The following is a 17,464-nucleotide window of genomic DNA, read 5'->3' as shown; positions in this document are numbered from 1 at the left end:
CCGTGCGACTCCGCATGTTTCCAGTGTTTTTTTAATTAGTCAAAAAATAATCATATATAGAACGCTATATTCTTTCGTATTAGCCTTTCTTGTTGGATTGGGGTAAGCTGGCAAGAAATTGAGATTTAAAAAGGATTTTGCGTGATGAAAAAACTTTTGGCGGGATTGGCGTCTTTGGTGGGGGTTGCAGCCTGTGGACAGGATGCGCCATATGGTCATGTGGAAATGTATTCTGCGCGTGAAAGTACCTATGATTACTTCTTTACCGCCACATCGCGCGGCCCCTTACTGGTGGATGTACGGGGAAATTACCCCGGTTTTGAGGCTGAGGCCGTCACAGATGTAATCCTTAAGGGGATGGAGCGGGGCATGGCAAGGCGTCCGTTTAAGGCAACGACCCGCATTGAAGAAGCAGATTCACCTGCTTATCGGGTGTTCTGGCTGATTGCACCACCGAAAAATTTTAATAACAATCGCTTGTGTAAAGGGGAGATGCCCGACTCTACCCCTCAGGATAAACCGACATTTTCCATTGTGTTCTGCGTAGGTGATGATGTGTATCGCGATATTTCCGGCTGGGTTCATCAGGATGTGCGCGCAGATTCTGAAGCCTTTACCAAATTTGTCGGGGTGGTGACGCGCGACCTGTTCAAGTAAAGCTGCGCCCTTCAACACATCACTTGCACTCCCGTCACTCCCGGTATAGGTTGGCGACCAACTTAAGTGTAATAAAAAGACGTGGTGAAAAAGGGGTTCCCATGGACGTCGTTATCGTACCTTTGTTCCAGGTTTTGCTGGCGATCTTGAATATCTATGAACTGGTCGTGGTGATCGCTGTGGTGATGTCCTGGCTGTTCCATTTCAATGTGATCAATTACAGCAATCAGTTTGTGCGTATTATTTGGGATCTCTGTTCTAAATTGACCGAGCCTGTCTTGTCCAAAATTCGTGGGTTTATTCCGAACATGGGCGGGATTGATCTTTCACCGATTATTTTGCTGTTGCTTGTTTTCTTCCTGCAAAACGTCATCCATCAGTTGATGTTTAAATTTGTGGGATGATTGAAAAACTCTTTGTTCCTATGGAAGGCGGTGTACGTGTTTGTGTGCGCCTGACGCCCAAGGGAAAAAAGAATGCAATCAATGAATGGAAAGAAGAGGCCGAAGGCACTGGGGTCTTCAAGGTTTCCGTTACGGCTGTTCCTGAAAAAGGCAAGGCCAATGCTGCGCTGATCAAGCTTTTGTCAAAAGAGTGGAAATTAGCCAAGTCTGATATCGAAATTCGTGCTGGTGAAACCAGCCGGAACAAAACCCTGTTGTTAAGGGGCGATGTAACTGCCCTGACACAACGACTAACAGAATGGATGAAGCAGAACAATGTCTGACGCTAAAATCATTGACGGTAAACTGTTTGCACAAAATGTGCGTAGCCGTGTTGCAAAACAGGTTCAGTATCTCAAGGACTATGAAAACCTCACACCGGGGTTGGCTGTTGTTTTGGTGGGGGAAGACCCGGCAAGCCAGGTTTATGTACGCAATAAGGTCAAGCAAACCGAAGAATGCGGTATGAAATCATTGGAATATCGTCGTGATCCTGACATTTCTGAACAGGAACTGCTGACGTTGGTTCATGGGCTCAATGAAAACCCGGAAGTTCACGGTATTCTCGTGCAACTGCCCCTGCCGGATCATATTGCCGAAGATAAAGTCATTGCGGCCATCGCTCCTGAAAAAGATGTGGATGGCTTCCATGTGATCAACACAGGTTTGCTGGCAACAGGGGCTGATGAAGCCATGGTGCCTTGCACGCCGCTGGGCTGTTTGATGATGTTGCAAGATCATTTTGAAGATGGTCTGTCTGGTAAACGCGCCGTTGTTGTGGGGCGTTCCAATATTGTTGGTAAGCCTATGGGCGCTTTATTGCTCAATGAAAGCTGTACGGTGACAACAGTTCATTCACGCACGCAAGATATTGAAGAAGAATGCCGTCGTGCCGATATTTTGGTGGCTGCGGTTGGCCGTGCACAAATGATCAAGAAAGACTGGATCAAGCCGGGGGCTGTGGTCATTGATGTGGGGATTAACCGCATTGAAAAAGAAGACGGCAAGACCAAGTTGGTGGGTGATGTAGATTTCGAAGAAGTGAAAGAAGTCGCCGGTGCCATCACGCCAGTGCCGGGTGGGGTTGGTCCGATGACCATTGCCTGTTTGCTGGCAAATACGGTGACAGCGGCGTGTCGCCAGCATAAGGTTGAAGAACCGAAAATTGATTAAGCTTCAACTGTCATCATCGGGCTTGATCCGATGATCTAGCTGGATTCCCGATCAAGTCGGGAATGACGAGAATGGATTAAAAAAAGCGGCCTCTTTTTAGGAAAGGGCCGCTTTTTTTATTATTTATTTTTGACCACCAGCCATAAAGCATGGATCATACCAGGGACGAAGAAGAAGATCGTCAGGATCAGGTTGAGCCAGAAGTGCAAACCGATCCCCACGGTCAAAAAGGCCGCCAATGGGGGAATGAAAATAGCAATGATGATGCGGATGATATCCATGAGTACGCCTTTAAATCTTTTATTATTTCCTCATAAAACCATACGCGCAGCACGGCTTGGTTGGCAAGCTGCTTTTCTCTTATGTTGTTTTTCCCCAATTGCTTGGGCTGCTGATTGGAGTGATACTGAACCTTCCATTAACATCACCCATATTTTTGAAGGGGAAATCAATAAAAAGGGACGCCCTGTGGGCTATCATGCCCGTCCCTTTGGTCGTGACCCGGAACATGCCGAGGTTGATGGGATCATATCCGGGCCGAACCGGGTAGGGGTTTATACCGCACGGGTGGAAATTTATGATGCAAAACGTGATGTGTGGCGCAGTAAGGCTTTTTCTTCATTTTTTCCGGATCAACTGAGCAAAAAGCAGGTGGTTGATCAGATTTTATTTGCCTATAAAGGGTCCAGGATTGATAAACGCGGCAAATGGCGCGGGCGCAGTACCATCGGTTTCACCATTGAAGGTTGGTTGTGTCCCAAAGGCGGGACGGCAACATGCCCGGATGGGGCGATTAACACCGCTTATCCGATTTATAGGAAAGACAGATAATGAAACTCTATCGTGATGAAAATAATGACCCTCGTGCATCAGCTGGTGAGGAGCTGGCGATTTTAGCTGACTTTCTTGAAAGTGATGTGCAGGATGATAAAGAAGCTGCTGTCGAGTTGTTGCAGTTTCTGGAACGCAAGCATGGTGAACGGACCGCCAATGCCTATACGGTCAGTTTTGACGATAAGTTTGTGACGATCACCGCGCTGGAAGGGGGAGACCAAAGCCAACAAATCAGCCGCAATATTTTCTTTCAGGCGGTTGAAGCCTGGATTGTCTTTATTGGGGATTAGGGCGAAATCCCGTCCATAAATTGTGCCAGTTTAATATCTTTTTCACTGACCCCGCCACTATCATGGGTGGTCAGTGTGACCTCGACACGGTTATATACATTGAACCATTCCGGGTGATGATTCATTTTTTCAGCCTTTAGGGCGACCTGGGTCATAAAGGCAAAGGCTTCCATAAAGTTTTTAAAGGTAAAGGTACGGGTGATGGCATCGCGGCCTTCAACAGCCTGCCAGTGGGGAAGTTGTGAAATGTCGATCATGATGGGGCCTCCTTATCCTTAATATAGGGAAGCTTTGAGTTTTTCCAAAAAGAGAGTACAATATCCCTATAAAAACAAACCTTTGTGTCTGGACAACCTGAATTCAAAGGAGGGGGCGATGAGTGTTGTTAAGGCGTTAAAACGTAAAGACCTCTATCGAGTTTGTGATCCAAAACAGTTTGATTTCAAGACCACGGCTGACTTGAAAGAACTGGATAAATTTGTCGGTCAAGATCGTGCATTGGCCGCGGCTAAATTTGCTATTGGCATGAAAGGTCTGGGCTATAACCTGTTTGCCTTTGGTCCGCGTGGTACAGGCAAAAGCTCCCTTGTCTTGCGCTTGCTCAAAGAAAAAGCGCACGATCGCGCCGTGCCCAATGATTGGGTTTATGTCAATAATTTCACCTTGCCCCACAAGCCCAAGGCCATTTCCTTTCCCCCGGGCCAAGCGCGTGGTTTTGCCAATGCCATGGATCAGCTGGTTGATGATCTTAAGGCGACTATCCCCCAGGCGTTTGAGCAAGAAGAATATCGCCAACGTCGCGATAGTCTGGAACAAAAATATAAAGAAATTCAGGAAAAAGCGTTCGGTGATTTTCGCGAACGTGGGGAAAAGAAAAATGTCGGTTTATTGCGCACCCCGACAGGCTTTGCCCTTGTGCCGTTAAAAGATGGGGCGATTTTAAAGCCGGAAGAATTTCAGGCACTGAGTGAAGAAGATCAGGAGGCCCGCAAGAGCGCCATTGATGAATTAGAAGGTGAGCTGGCACAGATTGTTGAAGACTTGCCACGCATGGAAAAGGAATATCGCCTGAGCGTACGTGAGTTAAACCGCGAAGTGACCCAGTTTGCGGTAGAACATCAGATTAACGAGCTGCGCAAGACTTATGAAGATCATCAGCTGGTGCAGGCTTATCTCGATGATGTGGAAGAAGATGTTATTGAAACCGCTGATGACTTTTTGCCGCAAGAACAGGGGCAAGAGGCTGCGGGCTTGGCAATCTTAGGGGCAAAGCCAAAAGATTTCAGACGCTTTTCGGTTAATGTGATTGTTGATAATTGCGCTGATGGCTGTGGTGCACCGATTGTAGAAGAAGATCATCCCACCTTACCCAATGTGGTGGGGCGTATTGAAAGTATTGCCACATACGGTACGCAGGTGACAGACTTTACCCTGATTAAATCCGGGGCCTTGCATCAGGCCAATGGGGGGTATTTGGTGCTGGATGTGCATAAGCTGTTGATGCAGCCTTTTGCCTGGGAAGCTTTGAAACGGATTTTAAATGCCCAATCCATCCGCATTGAATCGGCTGCGGAAAGTTATGGATTAGGTTCTACCATGATGTTGGAACCAGAACCCATTCCCCTGGATATCAAGGTGGTGCTTTTGGGCGATGCCTACCTGTATTATATGCTCAATCACTTGGACCCGGATTTTCATGAGCTGTTTAAGGTCGCGGCAGATTTTGATGATCAGATGGAACGTAGTGATGAGACAATACAGACTTATGCCCGCCTGATTGGGACCTTGGTGCAGCAGGAAGGGTTAAGCCCGCTTGATCCATCCGGGGTGGCGCGTGTGGTCGAACATGGTTCACGCTTGTGTGAAGATGTGGAACGGCTCACCACCCATATGGCCTCCATCGTTGATCTGGTGCGCGAGGCGGATTATTGGGCCCGCGAAGATGGGCAAAAAGTTATTGCCAAAGCCCATGTGGAGCAGGCCATTGATGCGAAAATCTATCGCTCTGACCGTATCCGCGAACGCATTCTGGATGAAATTCATCGTGGCACCATTCATATTGACACAGAAGGTGAGGTTGTCGGCCAGATCAACGGGTTGGCGGTTTTACAGCTTGATCATTTCATGTTTGGCCGTCCGTCACGTATTTCCTGTACGGTGCGCATGGGCCGTGGCGAGATTGTTAATATTGAACGCGAAGTTGCCCTAAGCGGTCCGCTTCATTCCAAGGGGGTGTTGATCCTGACCTCCTTTTTGGCCCATCGGTTTGCCAAAGACCGCCCACTGTCTTTGACCGCCAATATCGTGTTTGAACAGTCTTATTCCAACATTGATGGCGATAGTGCCTCATCAACTGAGCTTTACAGCTTGCTGTCAGCCTTGGCTGATGTGCCGATCAAGCAATCGCTGGCGGTGACCGGATCGGTGGATCAATATGGTCACGTGCAAGCCATTGGCGGGGTGAATGAAAAGATCGAAGGGTTCTTTGATGTTTGTATGGCCCGTGGGCTTAATGGGGAACAAGGCGTCTTGATCCCGAAAGATAATGTCAAACATCTGATGTTGCGCGCTGATGTGGTGGATGCGTGTGAGCGCGGCGATTTTCATATCTATCCGGTGGAAACCATTGATCAGGGGATTGAAATCCTCACAGGAGTACCTGCCGGGGAGCTGGATGAAAAAAGGCAATATCCCATTGGAACGATTAATCGCCTGGCGGCGGTACGCCTGATGGCTTTTACCCGGCGCTGGTTTGAAATGGCCCATGCGGCGGATCGTTAAAAAACAAGTCATTCCCAACTCGATTGGGAATCTCTATCCATGTGATAAAGGTCCCCGTATGTGCGAGGACGACAGTGGGGACATTTGTTCTCCTGACCAACAATCTCCTTGCTCTTTGTCTGGCAAACGGCTACATGACAGGGAACAGGCGGCCCGATGCTTTCAGGCAGGGCCTTTCGTTTGATGCTGTAAGGCAAAACACCCACTGAGTAAGAGATTTATGTCCATGTCCGATACACCTGCAATTATGATCTGTGGTCACGGTAGCCGTGATGACAATGCTGTTGAAGAATTTAATCTGCTGGCCAAAAACCTGCGCGAACGTTTCCCTGATCGCGATGTGGAAAGCGGCTTTCTGGAATTTGCCACACCGATCATTCGCACCGGGCTGGACAAGCTGAAAGAACGTGGCGCAAAACAAATTCTGTGTGTACCGGGCATGTTGTTTGCCGCAGGTCATGTGAAAAATGATTTGCCGAGCGAAGTAAATAACTTTGCCGCAGAAAATGAAGAAATCGATGTGCGTTTTGGCCGCGAACTTGCTATTGATCGCCGCCTTCTTGAAGTCTGTAAGCAACGTATTGAAGAAGCTGAAGCCGCTTGCGTGGATAAGGTGGAACGCAAAGATACCTTGTTGATGGTTGTCGGTCGTGGCACCAATGATAGTGATGCCAATTCCAACGTGTCCAAGGTGATGCGCATGTTGTGGGAAGGTATGGGCTTTGGCTGGGGCGAAGTTTGTTATTCCGGCGTGGCATTCCCGCGTGTGCCCGAAGGTTTGGAGCATGCCGCCAAGTTGGGATACAAACGTATCCTTGTGATCCCTTACTTCCTGTTTACAGGCATTCTGGTGGATCGCATTTACACACAAACTGATGAAGTGGCGGCGAACCATTCTGATATTGAATTTGTCAAAGCAGGTTATCTGAAAGATCACCCGCTGGTGATTGATACCTTTGTGGATCGTGTGGAAGAGATGCTCAACGGTGGCAACGACATGAACTGTCAGCTCTGTAAATATCGTGAACAGATCATCGGCTATGAAGGTGAAGTGGGCACGGCTCAGGTTGGTCACCACCATCATGTGATGGGCATTGGTACCGATGGGGAACACGGCCATCACCACCACCACGGTCATGATCATGGTCACCACCATCATCACCATCATGGGGATGAGAAGTAACCCCAATTAGGGCGTCATCCCCGACGTGATCGGGGATCTTTATCCGTATATAAAAGATCCCCGCATTCGCGAGGATGACAGTTTAGGTTATGACACACCTTTTTGACAGCTACATCATGGTTGACTGGTCGGCTGCTTCCACACCGAAGATGGGGGCGGACAGTATCTGGTATTGTCTGATTGAACGCCGTGGCTCCAAGCTGACGGAAGTGGCACTGAAAAATCCATCGACCCGCGAGGCCGCTATGACGGAATTGGCGGACCTGCTCAATGATCAGGTGGCGCGTGGTCTAAAAGTGTTGGTCGGCTGTGATTTCGCCTTTGGTTATCCGAAAGATTTTGCCGCAAGTTTGGGTCTGAAAGATCAAAGCTGGGCCGGGGTGTGGAAAGAACTGGCCGCACGCATCAAGGATGGGGCGGATAATCACAACAACCGCTTTGCTGTGGCCGCTGATTTGAATAAGCAAATTTCCGGCACGACAGGCCCGTTTTGGGGATGTCCCAAGGCGCAGCAAACCCAGTTTCTGGAAAGCAAGAAACCTTATATGAACCCGCTGACCAATGAGATGCGGTTGTGTGAACAGCGCATTTCCGGGGTGAAACCTGTGTGGCAGTTGTTGGGTACAGGCTGTGTTGGGTCGCAAACCATGATGGGGATTGCCCATTTGCAACGCCTTCGCCACCATCCGTGGTTAGACGGTTACGTTAAGGTCTGGCCGTTTGAAACAGGCTTGTCCGCGGATAATTTAGGCGAAGTTACCCTCGCTGAAATTTACCCGTCACAAATCAAGGTTCAGTCTATGGCCGAATTGCCCAAGGATGCGGTTCAGGTGCGTACCATGGCGCGTCATTATGGTGAGCTGGATCAAATCGGGGAACTGGCCGCGCTCTTTAGCGGGGATGAAAATCTCACAGAAGAAGAACGCGTCACTGTAATCGGTGAAGAAGGCTGGGTTCTCGGTGTGGGTAAAAGCGAAAAGGATCAGGCGCTGGAATGGCTCAATAGCTATATCCGCTTGCCCAATGATATCTATCGCAAATCCCAGCAGTTGATTGAACAGGATATCGACGTTTCCGGTTTCGAAGAAGAAATGCGCGAAGTCGCCATTCGCATGATCCATGCGTGCGGTGATGTGGATGTAGGCGTGGATATTTCTTACAGTGAAGAGGCGGCGACCAAGGGGCGTGAGGCACTGGAAAGTGGCTGTCCCATTTTGGTGGATGTGGAAATGGTGTCTCACGGCATTATTCGCAAACGTCTGGCCCATCATAATCCGGTGGTTTGTACCCTCAATGATGCGCGCACCCCTGCCAAGGCCGAAGAACTGGGCACAACCCGTTCTGCCGCAGCCGTGGAATTTTGGGGGGACTGGCTGGAAGGCTCTGTTGTCGTCATCGGTAATGCACCGACAGCTCTGTTCCATTTGATCCAGGGTATTCTGGATGGGCGCTTTGCCAAGCCTGCCTTGATCGTGGCGTGTCCTGTCGGATTTGTCGGCGCGATGGAGTCAAAAGAAACCCTGATTGCCTTGGCCGAAGATATCGATGTGCCCTATATTACCTTGCGCGGCAAACGTGGTGGCAGTGCTATTGCGGCCTCTGCCCTGAATGCCTTGGCAAAGAAAGGGATTACGCAATGATCCATGTGATTGGAATTGGGGAAGACGGCCTTGAGGGTGTCAAGCCAACGGCACGCCAATTGATTGAAACGGCTGAAATTCTGGTCGGTGGTGTGCGCCATCTGGAAATGGTGGACAGCGAGGCACGTAAAATTTCCTGGGGTGTTGGGCTGGGTAAAGGCATTGACGAGATCAAGGCCAATCAGGATAAGCGCATTGTGGTGCTGGCCAGTGGCGAACCGCTGTGGTTTGGCATTGGCGCAACTTTGCTGAAACATTTTGAGGCCACTGAGCTGATGATCCATCCGGCCAATGGGTCTTTTTCACTGACGGCCGCGCGCATGGGCTGGGCGGTGCAGGATTGTGTCTGTATGACCATCCATGGTCGCGCGCTTGAAAGTCTGAACCGTTATATCGCCGATGGGGTGAAAATTCTGGTCTTGAGCCGGGATGGTAAATCCCCGATTGAGGTTGCCGACCTGCTGGCGAAATATGGCTATGGCGACTCGCACCTTACGGTTTTTGAACATATGGGGGGGGAGGATGAAAAACGTCTGGAAGGCACAGCCACAGGCTGGACCGCACAGACTGCTGATCTCAACACCATTGCCATTGACTGTAAGGCCGGAACAGGCGCGCGTTGTTTGCCCCTGACCTCGGGTCTGGGTGATGATCTGTTTGAACATGATGGGCAATTGACCAAACGCGAAGTGCGCGCTGTTACCTTATCCACATTGGCCCCGCAACCCGGTGAATTGCTGTGGGATGTGGGTGCAGGCTGTGGCTCCATCGCCATTGAATGGATGCGGGCTCATCCCACCTGTCAGGCCCTTGCCATTGAACAAAATGATCATCGTCGTTCCATGATTGCCCATAATGGCGCCAGTCTTGGGGTGCCCACATTGGAAATTGTTGATGGTCGCGCCCCCGAAGCCTTGGGGGGGTTGCCTACACCAGATGCCATTTTCATCGGGGGTGGGATTTCGAAAAAAGGGGTGTTGGAAGCCTGCTGGAATGCCTTGCCTATCGGGGGGCGATTGGTGGCGAACACAGTAACACTTGAGGCAGAGCGTGAAATGTTGCATTTTGCCGAGAAAATCGGGGGGCAATTGATACGCATTGCCATTTCCCGTGAAGAACATGTCGGACGATTGACTGCACTCAAGCCCATGGCCCCGGTGTTGCAATTGTCTGCGATTAAGGAATAAAGCAAGATGAGTGGGACACTCTATGGTCTGGGCATCGGTCCGGGCGACCCGGATTTGATTACGCTGAAGGCGCTAAAGATTATGCAAGCCGCCCCCGTGCTGGCTTATCCGGCCCCCGAAGGTAAACCGTCACTGGCGCGCGCTATTGTAGAAAGCCACTTGCCGGGCAATCAAAAAGAGATCGTGATTGAAACCCCGATGATTCCGGGCAAGTTTCCCGCCAATGATGTCTATGACAAATACAGTGTGGAAATTGCCAAGGAATTAGAAGCCGGACATGATGTGGCCGTGCTGTGTGAGGGGGACCCGTTTTTCTTTGGATCCTTCATGTATCTTTATGGCCGTCTGGCAGATCGTTTTGAAACCGTGGTGGTCCCCGGTGTGTCTTCGGCCATGGCAAGTTGCGCGCAATTGGGGGTGCCGATCACGTCGCGCTATGATGTGCTGACCGTTTTGCCAGCCCCCTTGCCAGCCGAAGATTTAATGGTGCGTTTACAACACTGTGATGCGGCCATCATTATGAAAGTCGGTCGCCATTTTACCAAGGTGCGTGATGTGCTCTCCACCCTCGGGATCAGCGAGAATGCTTATTATATCGAGCATGCGACTATGGATAACCAGAAAATGATGCCCTTAGATGAGGCTGATTTTGACAAAGCCCCTTATTTTTCAATGATTATCGTACATAAACGCGGCGAGGCGTGGACATGACTAAAAAGACCCCTGTAATTCTCTGCCTGTCAGTTGGCGGATATCAACTGGCTGACGAGCTGGCCCAAACCATGGGTGATGTGGAAATCCACGGCCTGAAAAAACGCTTACCGGATTGTGCCATAACGTTTGACAATACCATTGAGCATGTGAAGTCCTTATTTCGTCAAGGTCGCCCGATTATCGGGATTTGCGCCAGTGGTATTTTGATCCGCGCATTAGCCCCGCTTCTGGCCGATAAATGGGTTGAACCGCCCGTGGTTGCTGTGGCCGAAGATGCCTCTTGTGCCGTGCCGCTTTTAGGTGGGCATCATGGTGCAAACGAGCTGGCGCGCTGGATTGCTGATATTCTGGATGGTGCTGCGGCGATTACGACAGCAGGTGAGCTGAACTTCGGTCTAGCACTGGATGAACCGCCGCAAGGCTGGCGCATTTCCAACCCGGATCAGGCCAAGGATATTGCGGCTGCCTTGTTGAACAACGACCCGGTTGCCTTGGAACAAGAAGCAGGCGAAAGCAGCTGGCTTCAGGAAAAGGGCCTCAGCTTCGAAGAAGAAGGTTTCCCGCGCATTCGTATTTCTGATCGCGATGTGGAACCTGATGGCAATGAGCTGCTCTATCACCCGCCTGTTTTGGCCTTGGGTGTTGGCTGTGAGCGTAACTGCCCGCCACAACATCTTATTGATCATGTGATGAAGACATTGGAAGGCGCTGGCTTGACCAAACAGTCTGTCGGCTGTGTTGTGTCGGTGGATGTGAAAGCTGATGAAGTGGCCGTTCATGCACTGGCTGAGGAATTGGGCGTGCCTGCACGTTTCTTTACCCCGCAAGAACTGGATGCCCAACAACCGCGCCTGAAAAACCCATCTGATGTGGTTTATAACGAAGTCGGCTGTCACGGTGTGGCCGAAGGTGCCGCACTGGCCGCAGTTGGCGGTTTGGGTGAGCTGGTCGTTGAAAAACAAAAGACTGATAAAGCCACCTGCGCCATTGCCCGTTCACCTGTTGATCTACAGCCCGGTGCACTGGGACGTGCGCAGGGCTATCTGTCTATCATCGGGATTGGTCCGGGCAGTGATGAATGGCGCTCGCCTCAAGCCACGCAAGCTTTGCGTGATGCCACTGATGTGGTGGGCTATGGGCTTTATCTTGATCTGGTTGAAGATTTGATCGTGGGCAAAGATCGCCATGAAAGTGGCCTTGCCAATGAAGAAAAACGTGCCCGTATCGCGCTGGATCTGGCGGCTCAAGGCAAGCGTGTCTGTCTGGTTTGTTCCGGGGACGCCGGGATTTATGCCCTGGCCACATTGGCCTTTGAACTGCTGGATAAGGAAAACAAGCCGGAATGGAACCGTTTGCAGGTGGATGTGGCCCCGGGAATTTCGGCCCTGCAAGCTTGTGCTGCACGCATTGGCGCACCGATCAACCATGATTTCTGTACCATTTCCTTGTCTGACTTGCTGACACCGTGGGAGGATATTCAACGTCGCCTCAAGGCCGCAGCAGATGGCGATTTCGTTGTGGCCTTTTATAACCCGCGTTCCAAACGCCGGGTTACACAGATTGAACGTGCACGCGATATTTTGCTGACAGGTCGTCCGCCACAAACCCCTGTTGTGTTGGGGCGTAACCTTGGTCGGGCAACGGAAAGCTTAGAAGTGATTACCTTGGGTGAGTTGACCTCTGATCACGCTGATATGCTGACCATGGTTTTGGTCGGTTCAAGCCAAAGCCGGGTGATTGAACGTGGTGTGAACAAGTGGGTTTATACGCCGCGTGGCTATGAAAAGAAAATGAAGGTGGCATCATGACGGTTTATTTCATTGGCGCAGGGCCGGGTGCCCCGGACCTGATCACAGTTCGTGGCCTCAACATCATTAAAGAAGCGCCGGTTGTTTTGTTTGCAGGCTCTTTGGTGCCCGAAGGCATTGTCGCCCAGGCTGATAAGGCTTCTGTGGTCAAAGATACCGCCCCGATGCATCTGGATGAAATCATTGCCGAGATCGAAGCCGCCCATAAAGACGGCCATGATGTGGCCCGTGTGCATAGTGGGGACCCGTGTCTTTATGGGGCGATTGCTGAACAGATGCGCCGTTTGGATAAGCTGGATATTGATTATGAAGTGGTGCCGGGTGTGTCGGCTTATGCCGCGGCTTCTGCGGCGTTGAAAACAGAATTGACCTTGCCGGATGTGTCCCAGTCCATCGTGTTGACCCGCACAGCCGTGCGATCAAGCAAGATGCCGAATAATGAAACATTGGAAATGTTCGGCCAAACTGGGGCGACACTGGCGATCCACCTCTCAGTGAATAACCTGAAACATGTGGTCGATACCTTGGTGCCCCATTATGGCGAGGATTGCCCAGTTGTGGTGGCCTATCGTGTCTCTTGGCCCGATGAAGCCTTCATCCATGGCACGCTTTCTGATATTCGTGCCAAGGTGAAAGATAGCGGCATTACCCGTACGGCCTTGATCCTTGTCGGCCATGTGTTAGGGGCAGAAGATTTCACCGACAGCAAACTTTATGATGTGGATCATACCCACGTGTTGCGTGAGAAAAAGGCTTAATCCAGTTCAATCACTTCAAAGTCGTGGGTGATTTCGGCAGTTGCGCCTAGCATGATGGAGGCAGAACAGTATTTTTCCGCTGACATTTCCACGGCTTGCTTGACTTTTTTTTCCTTTAAGGCACGGCCTGAGACTTTAAAATGCGCATGAATCTTGGTGTAGACCTTCGGGTCTTCATCTGCGCGTGTGCCGTCAATTTCGACTTCGCAGTCGGCTACATCTTCGCGCATACGGCCTAAAATATGAACCACATCAAAGGTCGTACAGCCGCCCATACCAAGCAAGAGCATTTCCATCGGGCTGGGGCCAACGCTGCCTTCACCGGGGCCTTTGGCTTCCATCACGACGCTATGGCCGCTGCTGCTTGTGCCTTCGAACACACGATCTTTCACCCATTTTACCCGAGTTGTCATTGCTTCAATCCTTGACTTGAACTTCATCTAATCCCTACATATCATAAAAGAAAAAAAAGGAAAGACGTATGATTGATTGGGCCAAAGTAGACAGCGCTGTTGCCCCGCCCACACTGGGGCAGGAAATTTATCATGTCCGTGTCTCTGAAATTTGCCCCAACGGGCTTTTTTCCATTTGTTCGATGGCTGAATATTTACAGGAAAGTGCCTTTCGCAATTCCTCTTTGTTGAATTTGGGAATGGAGGCGCTAAAGGGGACAGAGCTGGCCTGGGTTCTAGCCCGCCTTGCGATTTTTGTACGCCATTATCCCCATAAAGGCGACGCGGTTGCGGTTGAGACCTGGTATGCAGGCGTGCAAGGTAAATTTGGTCATCGGTTTTATCGTTTTCGTGATGAAAATAACATGGTGATTGCCTGTGCCCTTTCTACCTTTGCCCTGTTTGATTTGAAGGAACGTGCCATTGCTGAATGGCCGGAATTTGTACAGGCTCGCATGCCTGATGCCGGGCCAAAGCCGATTGACTTTCAACGTCGCACCATTGAAAAGCCATTACTGGGCATCCCGCAAGAACCATTCAAACCGCGTTTGGGTGATCTGGATTTATATAACCATGTCAATAACACCAAACTGATTGAATGGGCCTTAAGCGCAGCTTCTGAAAAGGTACGCCATCCTTTTCAGCCCAGTGCGCTGGATATTGTGTTTCGCAATGAATGTACATTAAACGACAGTGTTCAGGCCGAGGTTGAACAGCTTAGCGAACATGACAGTTGTGTCTTGCTGTCGTCCCACGGGGCCAAGGAATTGATCCGTGCCCATATCACCAGATAACTCTTAAGAAAGAATAGCCCTTATGAAAACCGATCAACCGAAGACCATTCGTTTGGAAGATTATGCTGCGCCTGATTATCTGGTGGAAAATGTCGAGCTTGTCTTTGATCTGGAAGCTGAAAGCACACGCGTGCTGTGTGCCACCACTTATTACGCCAATAATGAGGTGGGGGCAGCGCTGGTTTTGGATGGGGAAGACCTCACCTTGTTAAATATTGCCCTGGATGGTCGCACTTTGGAAGACGGTGATTATGAAATTGCCGATAACCAAATGATCATCCCGAATGTGCCAGAACGTTTTGAGCTGGTGGTGGAAACCGAGATTGACCCCAAAGGCAACACGCAGCTTAGTGGCCTTTATCAGTCCAGTGGCAATTATTGCACCCAGTGTGAGGCACAAGGTTTTCGCCGGATCACCTATTTTCAGGACCGCCCCGATGTCATGGCACCTTATACGGTGACAATTGTTGCGGATAAAGAAACCTGCCCGGTGATGTTGTCCAACGGCAATTTGATCAGCGAGACAGAACTGGAAGACGGCCAGCATGCCGCTGTGTGGGAAGACCCGTTTGCGAAGCCAAGCTACCTGTTTGCTTTGGTTGCGGGGGATCTGGCCTGTGTGAAAGATACATTTACCACCCTTTCCGGTCGTTCAGTTGATCTGCGTATCTTTGTGGAACATGGCAATGAAGACCGCTGTGGCTGGGCGATGGAAAGCCTGAAGGCGTCAATGAAATGGGACGAAGAGCGCTTTGGTCTGGAATATGATCTGGACCTTTATAACATTGTGGCTGTTTCTGATTTCAATATGGGGGCGATGGAAAATAAATCGCTTAATGTCTTTAACACCAAATATGTGCTGGCAAAATCTGATACGGCGACCGATACGGACTATGCTGGGATTGAAGCAGTGATCGCCCATGAATATTTCCATAACTGGACGGGCAACCGGGTGACATGCCGTGACTGGTTCCAGCTTTCCTTGAAAGAAGGGCTGACGGTTTTTCGCGATCAGGAATTTTCTTCTGATATGCGTTCACGGGCTTGTGAACGTATCTCCAACGTGAAAATCTTACGCGCGGGGCAATTCCCCGAAGATGCTGGCCCCTTGGCCCATCCGGTGCGCCCGGATAGCTATATGGCCATTGATAACTTCTATACGGCGACTGTCTATAACAAAGGATCAGAAGTCATCCGCATGATGCATACCTTGCTGGGAGAAGAGAATTTCCAAAAAGGGATGAAGCTGTATTTTGAACGCCATGATGGTCAGGCCGTGACCTGTGATGATTTTGCCGCTGCGATGAGTGATGCTTCTGGTATTGATCTGAGCCAGTTTAAGTTATGGTATTCTCAGGCAGGTACACCGGAAATTACGGCCAACTGGACGTATGATGAGGCTGCGCAGAAATTTAGCCTGACACTGGCCCAGCATATGGAGGCCACACCGGGGCAAGAGACGAAAGAGGTGATGCATATGCCGATTTCCATCGGGCTTGTCGGGGCCGATGGGCAAGATTTGGTTGCAGAGGTCCTTTCGCTGAAAGAGGCTGAACAAACGTTTACTTTTGAAAATATTAAAGAACAGCCTGTTGTCTCACTGAACCGTGATTTTTCCGCCCCGATTAAGCTGAAGGCTGATTACCCGGCAGATGAGCTTGCCTTTTTGATGGCAAATGACAGGGATGACTTTGCCCGTTGGGAAGCGGCCCAGGCTTACGGCACACAGTTGTTGCTGGATATGATTGCGGCCCATCAACAGGGCAAAGCGTTTGAAAAAGATGCAAGTTTCATTGAAGCATTGCGCCAAACATTATTGAACGAGCAACTGGATGCTGAATTTATCGCCCTTTGTTTACAATTACCCACAGAAAGCTATTTGGCTGAACAGATGGACGTGATTGATGTGGATGCCATTCATGGGGCACGCGAAGCCTTGCGTGGGTTTATTGCCCATGATTTGCAAGAGGACCTGCTCGACAGATTACGTGTTTTGCGCAGTGATGCACCTTATTCACCCGATGCGAAATCGGCAGGTCAGCGATCCCTGAAAAATATCTGTCTGGCCTATCTGTCAGAACTGGATGATCCGGCCTGTTTGGGCTTGCTGACATCGCAATATCACAATGGCGATAATATGACAGACCGCATGGCGGCGTTGGGTATCCTGTCCAATATGGATATTGATGCCCGTGAAGAGGCGTTGAAAGATTTCTATAACCGCTATCAGGATGACCCGCTGGTGGTGGATAAATGGTTGGCGGTTCAGGCCATGTCGTCGTTGCCATCCACTCTGGATAAGGTGAAATCCCTGCTAGGTCATGAAGCCTTTTCCATTAAAAACCCGAACAAGGTACGCTCCCTTATCGCTGTTTTTGCCCATGCCAACCAGCTTCATTATCATGCAGCAGACGGTTCAGGGTATGCTTTTCATACAGACCGGATTTTGGAACTGGATAAAATCAATCCGCAAATTGCAGCGCGCATGGTGGCTCCGCTGGGGCGCTGGCGTCGTTTTGAGGAAGCCCGCCAAGTCTTGATGAAGGCGCAATTGCAACGGATTATCGACACGGATGGATTGTCCAAAGATACCTTTGAAATGGCGAGTAAATCGTTAGGCTAATGTGGTTGCGTATTAGATTCGTTCAATTTTATGAAATTAAAATCTAATATATCAATAAAAATCAATTAAGAATTGAGTACAACAGGAATAGTCCGCCATATGCATGGCAAAATACACTTTATTTTCT

18 protein-coding genes are annotated in these 17,464 nt (G+C 50.0%); 15 read left to right on the top strand and 3 right to left on the bottom strand.

The genetic code is table 11. The features are described 5' to 3' along the window. Positions 1–144: 144 nt before the first annotated feature. The 4 genes from E4K71_RS13245 to folD all read left to right on the top strand — a co-directional run bounded on the left by E4K71_RS13245 (position 145) and on the right by folD (position 2,273). Entirely contained in the window at positions 145–657 is a 513-nt protein-coding gene (locus E4K71_RS13245; protein WP_135080346.1) for a hypothetical protein, read from the top strand. A gap of 101 nt (positions 658–758) precedes the next feature. After that, positions 759–1,061, top strand: a complete 303-nt coding sequence (locus E4K71_RS13240; protein WP_167730543.1) for a YggT family protein — start codon at positions 759–761, stop codon at positions 1,059–1,061. After that, complete coding sequence (locus tag E4K71_RS13235; protein ID WP_135080344.1) at positions 1,058–1,384, top strand: DUF167 family protein; 327 nt, start codon at positions 1,058–1,060, stop codon at positions 1,382–1,384. The genes E4K71_RS13240 and E4K71_RS13235 overlap by 4 nt, the downstream gene beginning before the upstream one ends. Beyond that, positions 1,377–2,273, top strand: a complete 897-nt coding sequence (gene folD / locus E4K71_RS13230) for a bifunctional methylenetetrahydrofolate dehydrogenase/methenyltetrahydrofolate cyclohydrolase FolD (protein WP_135080343.1) — start codon at positions 1,377–1,379, stop codon at positions 2,271–2,273. Before E4K71_RS13235 ends, folD begins: the two co-directional genes overlap by 8 nt. Positions 2,274–2,392: 119 nt before the next feature. On the opposite strand, the gene E4K71_RS13225 is transcribed toward folD, so the two are convergent. Continuing rightward, the gene (locus E4K71_RS13225) at positions 2,393–2,554 is read right to left on the bottom strand and encodes a YqaE/Pmp3 family membrane protein (protein ID WP_135080341.1); all 162 of its coding nucleotides are present in this window, start codon (positions 2,552–2,554) and stop codon (positions 2,393–2,395) included. Between E4K71_RS13225 and E4K71_RS13220 the strand changes: the two genes are divergently transcribed. Beyond that, on the top strand, positions 2,553–3,104 hold the full coding sequence (locus E4K71_RS13220; protein ID WP_167730541.1) for an EndoU domain-containing protein: 552 nt from the start codon (positions 2,553–2,555) through the stop codon (positions 3,102–3,104). The genes E4K71_RS13225 and E4K71_RS13220 overlap by 2 nt on opposite strands. Further along, complete coding sequence (locus E4K71_RS13215) at positions 3,104–3,397, top strand: hypothetical protein (RefSeq protein ID WP_135080337.1); 294 nt, start codon at positions 3,104–3,106, stop codon at positions 3,395–3,397. Before E4K71_RS13220 ends, E4K71_RS13215 begins: the two co-directional genes overlap by 1 nt. Here the strand turns inward: E4K71_RS13215 and E4K71_RS13210 are convergent. After that, positions 3,394–3,654, bottom strand: a complete 261-nt coding sequence (locus E4K71_RS13210; RefSeq protein WP_135080335.1) for a 4a-hydroxytetrahydrobiopterin dehydratase — start codon at positions 3,652–3,654, stop codon at positions 3,394–3,396. The two genes, E4K71_RS13215 and E4K71_RS13210, sit on opposite strands and share 4 nt — an antisense overlap. A 118-nt stretch (positions 3,655–3,772) precedes the next feature. On the opposite strand from E4K71_RS13210, the gene E4K71_RS13205 reads away from it, so the two are divergent. The 7 genes from E4K71_RS13205 (at position 3,773) to cobM (ending at position 13,468) form a co-directional block, all read left to right on the top strand. Continuing rightward, positions 3,773–6,178 carry an ATP-binding protein gene (locus E4K71_RS13205; protein WP_135080333.1) on the top strand — a complete coding sequence of 802 codons (2,406 nt, stop codon included), beginning with the start codon at positions 3,773–3,775 and terminating at the stop codon, positions 6,176–6,178. 226 nt (positions 6,179–6,404) lie between these two features. Further along, complete coding sequence (locus tag E4K71_RS13200; protein ID WP_135080331.1) at positions 6,405–7,361, top strand: sirohydrochlorin chelatase; 957 nt, start codon at positions 6,405–6,407, stop codon at positions 7,359–7,361. 89 nt (positions 7,362–7,450) lie between these two features. Next, positions 7,451–9,001 carry a precorrin-8X methylmutase gene (locus E4K71_RS18465; protein ID WP_240796809.1) on the top strand — a complete coding sequence of 517 codons (1,551 nt, stop codon included), beginning with the start codon at positions 7,451–7,453 and terminating at the stop codon, positions 8,999–9,001. After that, positions 8,998–10,188, top strand: coding sequence for a precorrin-6y C5,15-methyltransferase (decarboxylating) subunit CbiE (cbiE, locus tag E4K71_RS13190; RefSeq protein WP_135080302.1), 1,191 nt, complete (start codon positions 8,998–9,000; stop codon positions 10,186–10,188). The genes E4K71_RS18465 and cbiE overlap by 4 nt, the downstream gene beginning before the upstream one ends. A gap of 6 nt (positions 10,189–10,194) precedes the next feature. Beyond that, positions 10,195–10,899 (top strand): precorrin-2 C(20)-methyltransferase, encoded by a 705-nt coding sequence (cobI, locus tag E4K71_RS13185; RefSeq protein WP_135080300.1) that lies wholly within the window; start codon positions 10,195–10,197, stop codon positions 10,897–10,899. Then, on the top strand, positions 10,896–12,710 hold the full coding sequence (gene cobJ / locus E4K71_RS13180) for a precorrin-3B C(17)-methyltransferase (RefSeq protein ID WP_135080298.1): 1,815 nt from the start codon (positions 10,896–10,898) through the stop codon (positions 12,708–12,710). Before cobI ends, cobJ begins: the two co-directional genes overlap by 4 nt. Further along, positions 12,707–13,468 (top strand): precorrin-4 C(11)-methyltransferase, encoded by a 762-nt coding sequence (gene cobM, locus E4K71_RS13175; protein WP_135080296.1) that lies wholly within the window; start codon positions 12,707–12,709, stop codon positions 13,466–13,468. The genes cobJ and cobM overlap by 4 nt, the downstream gene beginning before the upstream one ends. Here cobM and E4K71_RS13170 read toward each other — a convergent pair. Further along, positions 13,465–13,881 (bottom strand): OsmC family protein, encoded by a 417-nt coding sequence (locus tag E4K71_RS13170; RefSeq protein ID WP_135080294.1) that lies wholly within the window; start codon positions 13,879–13,881, stop codon positions 13,465–13,467. The genes cobM and E4K71_RS13170 overlap by 4 nt on opposite strands. A gap of 68 nt (positions 13,882–13,949) precedes the next feature. Here E4K71_RS13170 and E4K71_RS13165 point away from each other — a divergent pair, with 68 nt between their 5' ends. Both E4K71_RS13165 and pepN read left to right on the top strand, forming a co-directional pair. Next, on the top strand, positions 13,950–14,714 hold the full coding sequence (locus E4K71_RS13165; protein ID WP_135080292.1) for an acyl-ACP thioesterase domain-containing protein: 765 nt from the start codon (positions 13,950–13,952) through the stop codon (positions 14,712–14,714). A gap of 22 nt (positions 14,715–14,736) precedes the next feature. Beyond that, positions 14,737–17,337: an aminopeptidase N gene (gene pepN / locus E4K71_RS13160; RefSeq protein WP_135080290.1), complete on the top strand. Its 2,601-nt coding sequence runs from the start codon at positions 14,737–14,739 to the stop codon at positions 17,335–17,337. Positions 17,338–17,464: the final 127 nt, after the last annotated feature.

The sequence above is a fragment of the Terasakiella sp. SH-1 genome (assembly GCF_004564135.1).
Classification (GTDB): domain Bacteria; phylum Pseudomonadota; class Alphaproteobacteria; order Rhodospirillales; family Terasakiellaceae; genus Terasakiella.
The sequence above is the reverse complement of the archived record's forward strand: the minus strand, read 5'-3'. Positions and strand labels throughout refer to the sequence as shown.